The 6182-nt window shown below is 42.6% G+C and carries 3 protein-coding genes; 1 reads left to right on the top strand and 2 read right to left on the bottom strand.

What is annotated here, in order from left to right:
* The first annotated feature begins 661 nt into the window (after positions 1–661).
* A complete protein-coding gene (locus HRE53_RS34175; RefSeq protein ID WP_235113138.1) occupies positions 662–2545 on the top strand; it encodes a S8 family peptidase in 1884 nt (627 codons plus the stop codon).
* A 546-nt stretch (positions 2546–3091) separates the two neighbouring features.
* Here HRE53_RS34175 and HRE53_RS34170 read toward each other — a convergent pair.
* Together HRE53_RS34170 and HRE53_RS34165 are read right to left on the bottom strand one after the other, a co-directional pair.
* The gene (locus tag HRE53_RS34170; protein WP_235113137.1) at positions 3092–4645 is read right to left on the bottom strand and encodes a M6 family metalloprotease domain-containing protein; all 1554 of its coding nucleotides are present in this window, start codon (positions 4643–4645) and stop codon (positions 3092–3094) included.
* Positions 4646–5444: 799 nt separating this feature from the next.
* Positions 5445–6128 (bottom strand): hypothetical protein, encoded by a 684-nt coding sequence (locus HRE53_RS34165; RefSeq protein ID WP_235113136.1) that lies wholly within the window; start codon positions 6126–6128, stop codon positions 5445–5447.
* Positions 6129–6182 lie beyond the last annotated feature (54 nt).

The raw sequence follows: 6182 nt of genomic DNA, 5'->3' as shown, positions 1-6182 counted from the left end.
AAAATATTTTTGTAAAGACCATATTTATTTCAAAGATATATCGCTAGGAGATTCTGAGCCGACATACAACGATCAGATAAACTTGGCTGAACTGTGAGTTTAGAGATGATTTTTTTTGGATATCAATGTCTAAATTGGAGGATTATTTCAATAATACCTGAATACGAATTCTATGAAGGGAAATGGACATACAGAAGCTTGCATAAGGATCCAGGCATCTCAAAAGAATTTAATGAACTGAGATTTGGCACTGATTCCGTGTAGTGCTCTAGAAAGAATTCTTTCTAGAGCACTACACCAGACAGTTTTTAAAGTAAAGCATGAAACTCCTGATTTTTCGTTGACACCAAAATACTGAAACTCTTATTCTTTGGTTCGAATCTTAAATGTATCCAGGCCATTGTTCGATGCTTCACAACAAAGGATTAGAATTTTGACAGACCAAAATGCACCTAGGCCAAATCAATCAAAGTATCGTATTGATAAGAGCGCGCACAAGCTGAGTTCTATGGATCCTCGGCTTGAAATAATTGCAAATGCGCAAAGAGAAGGACAACCTATCAATCGTAGTTTTATCCGTGAGACGATTGATGGTAGACAGGTCGTCGAAGTTATTGCGAAGCTCAGAGATCCTAGTACATCAGTGCCAAAGTTGAATGTCGTGACCTCTGTTAGACAGATTGTTACTGGTACAGTCGATGTAGAGGATCTTGATAGCGTTGCTAGTCACGACAACGTCATAAAGTTAGAGGCCGGTCGTAGGGTTTTCCTAGACTTGCAAGATTCTGTTCGCGAAATTCGAGCACGACGAATCGATCTTGAGCCGACAGTGCCTGCAAATGCAGATGTACCTGATGGAACTGGTGTCATCATTGGCATCGTTGACTATGGTTGTGACTACTTACACCAGAATTTCCGCAACGCTGACGGTTCAACACGGATTCTCTCTTTCTGGCAACAGGATGGAAGTCCAGATCCACAAACCCCTTCGCCACGACCCTATGATTATGGACGCGAGATTTCGGCAAGTATTATAAACAGTGCGTTGCTTCAGGCAACTGCACCTCCAGATGCGAGTAATAATCCATTTCATCCCGAAGATCTAGATAATGGTGCTTACCAGCACTTATCATACCGTCCAAGCCTCCCCGAAGAACTCAATGGAGCAGGACCCGCACACGGCACACACGTAATGGACATTGCTGCGGGAAACGGACGTGGCAGTGGATTTCCCGGCGTTGCGACCGGTGCAGACATCATTTTTGTTCAATTGAGTGGCAGAGAAGATACAGATGTGGCCACTGAGTCATTCGGCTCATCTTGTCGGCTGATACAGGCAGCCGATTATATCTTTCGTAAAGCCGCAGAGTTGAATCGATCCGCTGTCGTAAATTTGAGCCTGGGAACTCATGGAGGTCCACATGACGGAACAACGTCGGCGGAACAATACTTTGACGGCTTACTAGATGAACCTAACCGTGCGATAGTTATTTCTGCTGGCAACTCTCATCGCAGAAGAATACACGCAAGTGGTGAAGTGTCATCTTCGGCACCTCGAGATCTGACCTGGGAAATAGGTAATACCATCAGAACAGATAATGAGCTAGAAATTTGGTATAAAGGCAACGATGAATTAGAGATGACACTAGTTGACCCAGACGGAGAGGTGGTCGGTACGTTTTCTCCCAACCCCAATGAACAACAAATCTTTGTGAATAATAGGGAGATGGGAGTTGTGAATTACAACCGGGATGAAGATAATGGTGACCTGCATCTTGACATCTACTTTCCACCCAAACCTTTAAACATCCCAGTCAATGAAGCATTGCCAACTGGTAATTGGCAAGTTCAAATTCGCTCATCTAGTAGCTCTCCTATTCTGTTTCACGCTTGGATTGAACGGACGGCTTTTAGACTACAGTCTCGATTTGCTGAAGTTGACCATGACCCTTCCCATACCATTGGGTCCATAAGCTGCGGTCATAATACAATTGCCGTTGGATCCTACAATGCACGAGGACTCAGCCGACCATTGTCTTCCTTCACGGCGGAAGGTCCGACCCGTGATGGCCGTCAGAAGCCAGATGTCAGTGCTCCAGGCGGCGAAATTGGAGATGGGGTACTAGCAGCCCGATCAAACACTCATACTCGTCGGACTCAAATGCCCGGAACAAGTATGGCGGCACCTCATGTTACGGGATTAGTAGCCTTGCTCATGCAGGTTGCTGAAGGTGACTTGACCATTGAAGACATCCGTAACTCTATTATTAATACTGCTCGTCGTAATCCCCCTACAGGAAACGGTTGGCATCCTCGCTATGGAGCAGGGCGTATTGATGCGGCTGCAGCGGTTAGTGAAATCGTCCCAGATTTATCACCTATGCCTCAAAACATCACACCTATGTCATCTGTGGCAACTGAAGCGCATGCAAATAATGGAAACGCTGGCGTTTTCCCCTCTGACTTCGTTGAACAGCTGACTAAGATAGCAGCGACAACACACACTCGAATGAAGGTTCAGTTAGAAATCGAACCATCTGAATAGGACCAGCGGGCGCATTTGAATTTTAGGGATTCTGCCCCTAATTTTCCAGAACATCTGATGTCACGCAACTTAATGCGTATATGCCTTATGGAGTAAGCGTTTTATGGTTTTGAAGCTGATTAACAAAAAAGATAATTGGAGAGGGTTTATTTAGCTTTGATTTTTAGATGAGTTTTCTTGCACTGATCATTGCTAGATTATGGCCAAATTCGGAGTGTAAAAAAACGAGGATTTTCTGAGCGAACAAATGTATTATGGATAGACTGTTTATAGGACATGGGTTTCAGACGAAACCATAGGTTTCTGTTCAAATGCGCACGCTGGTCCATCATCAGAGTTTTGACTCTATTGACTATAGTCTAAGCATAAATACTTATAGATATAGCCTATACTGGGAAAGAATTTCAGCCTTAGCGACTAAAACGGGTCCATTGATATGAAATGGCCTGTTTTAAAACTATGCCAATGGAGGATACCCAATAGGTGATTCACTGCTATCACTCAAGCCCCTTCACAATTTTCCTGTGGTTTGGATGAAAGTGAGGATTAATCGATGGAGTTGGGGCCTGACACAAAACGCATGATTCGCCCAGGTGCGCTAATATCCCTAATTACTAATCCAGAATCTGATCCATCCCATGCTCGAGTAGAAGGGTCCGTGTTAAAAGATAGAGCGATTCCCTCTACTTCCTTGAATAGGTCTTCTGGGTTAGCTCGTCGATTTCGCTCAAGTTCTTCTAGGCCATCAGCTTGCAGCAGATAAGTTTGGTAGTGATATCTTGGTGTATTAATTTGCCATTCGTTCGAGCCTTCGGTGTCGCAGTGCATAACAGCGAGTCCTGAGATATTTCCCATCCCAGCTCTTAAGCCTATGGAGGTGTGGTTCTCGATGATGAAGTATTCGTTTGTTGAGATGTCATATCGATAGATTGTCGAATAGTCGTCAGCCCTGACTTCGTGTTTTTGGTTGGTATCATTCAATACTACCGTTGTGTTGGTGAAGCCTGAAAGCTGCCTCAAATAACCGCAAGCTGGTACGGGATTCCGTCCTCCATTTCCTACATCATTGCCGCTTCCCATGAGGCAATAGGGTCCTATCCCTGCACTTTTTCCAGCACCAATCTCCTGCCCTCTTCCATCACGGTCGCCGTAATCATATAGGTCCGGCCAACGTAGTAGGAGATGGCCCAGTTCGTGACATGTGGTACCGATAGTTAGAGAGTTTGAGTCTTTACCTAGTGAAGTCAGCATGTAAAAGTAGGTCTCGTACAAACGACCATTTTCGCGCTTTGTCACTTTGTAGGTATATTGGTGAGGCCATAACTCCGCAGTACCATTTTTGGGGTCTCCAAAAACTGTGTCACCTGCGTACAGAAAACTGATGGAATCGACTATACCCTCATCTCGAGAATCGTAATCAGCAAAAGTAATCTCATCCCTTATCGCTTCAAGTACGTGAGGTACGATTGAGTTACGCATATAGAAAGATCTATTATTGGATAACGTAACGATCTTGGGATGTACATGATTCTCAATAATGAGCTCATCGTTACTAATTGTTTTAAAGTATCCTTCTACAGTTGTTGAGTTGTTCAGATGAGGCTGATTCCCATTCATCATTCTATCGACCAAGGTGACTGCATTTGGAAATGCTTTAATGTCTTTAAATTCAACTATAACAACGAGACCTCTTACATTACCTGAAACACTTCTACCTGGTAAAAGTCCGTTATTGGTCCCGAGGGTTAAATGCCTAACATCAGGGCTACCCGAACCGCTAACCTGTTGACGAAAATAGCGATTTTCGATGCGCTCTGATCTCAGCCTGTCGATTTGCATTCGTTTGGTCGGATCATCCGATAGTCCTTTTGTCAGGTGAGATGGAGCAGGGCTACAAGCGGGGTAAGTCGTTGGCACCAGTGAACCAGTGCTTGCTTTATCTGCATAAACCCACATATCTATCTGATCGTTGAACAGAACTGTATAACCCTCTTGAGTAGTAAAGTCTGCACCGAACTCATCGCCATCAATAATCAGAGTCAGTTCTCTACCTGTATTCGGCTGCGTTAGTACATAAGGATCATTAAATATTGCAACCATTGGTAGCTCCTCTCTATATGAATAAAACTTGAACAAATTTTCTTGAAATGGAATTCTTCGGGTAGTAAAAACGAGCGATAGATAACAATTAAGATCATATATAATGCTGTAATTAGCAACTTCTCAACGAACGCTGTTAGCATCCCCTTGATGGTTCTTCCTTCAGGTTGAAGCTCGCTTCTTCAGATTTCATGGAGAAGCCTGAAATTCACTACCTGTAATTATTCATTGATCCAACAATCAAGAGATTTGGCGTTGCTCAATGGCGGGATGATTACCACTTCATTAGTTTCCCGAAATTCTTTTATAAATACGCTTTCAGGAAATGGCGATATTTAAAATCATCTCATCATTGAGCAACGCCAGAGATTTTATGGCCAGTTGTTATGGTAATAAAATCCGTTGAGATCCTTGAACGGAGAACATCGCTTTGGATCTTTGGATGTCGTTCTCTTCCTACCAACTCATTTCAGGTTGGGAGTACGTCACCTTTTGGGAAGAAAAAAATTCTATAGTTTTACGTGTCTTAACCACTACCAAATCAATAGGTTTGTGCACAGTCTGAATATTCTCTTAAAAAGGTGACACGCTCCTTTTCAGGTTTTATCCAGTTGACCTAAAATATCAGATGATAAACCTCTGTGATAATCTCACCTCACTACCCGCTGATGTTACGACAGAAGGCTGATTCGTTACGTTTCTGATCTCTTTTGTCAATCAAGTTTTTGTGGTTGCAGCTTAAAATGGAGCGTGAATGAAGTGTAAATGATACCCTTCCAACTTGTTGGAAGGGTATCATTTACTGGGGAATAATGAGCACATTAGTGCTTTTTTCCTCTTCAGCTAGGGTTTTTGGTGTTCCAAAGTTAACAGGAGATACTAAAGAGCCATCAGTCTGCTTTCCGTCACGAGATCCGGCAAAGTTTTCAGAAGGAACTACACTCCCATCAGATTGCGAACCCTTTTCTGAATCAATATTTGGCTTCAATTTAGCATTTACAACTTTATTACAAGGTGATAAGGAAGACAAAGCACCTTTTTCACTATATACATCAGCGCTAAAATCAACATTTTGTTGTTGCAAATACAAGCATTGTTGAACCAAATCTGACTGATATTTTGCTGTGATCAGATCAGCCCGCGCTTTAGCATTCCTCTTACAATTTTTTGCTAATGAGCCTCCAATAGGGATAGAAAAACCTGCTGCAACACCGAAATTATCAAGACCTGCATTTGATAATGCACCAGATGAAGAAGTGGTTGTTATTGTTCCATTGAAATTGGTGGACTGATCATTAAAGCCTGCATTGTCTGATGAGTCACCATAGAAACCATAAACATTAAAAGAAGGAACAGGACAAGTTGTTCCAGTAGTAATTCCATATTGTAAGCTTGAAACTGAAGGTTGTAAATTAGTGACTGTAGGGCTACGACCAAAATTAACCTGCGCAAAGCTAGGCCTTATTATTGTAATAATCAACAATGCTGGGAAAAAATTGAAGAACTTTTGCAGAACTAACTCTCGTTATTTCATTCT

This window comes from Acaryochloris sp. 'Moss Beach', from assembly GCF_021497025.1.
In the GTDB taxonomy this organism is placed as follows: domain Bacteria; phylum Cyanobacteriota; class Cyanobacteriia; order Thermosynechococcales; family Thermosynechococcaceae; genus Acaryochloris; species Acaryochloris marina_A.
This window is presented reverse-complemented; position numbering and strand designations above follow the sequence as displayed.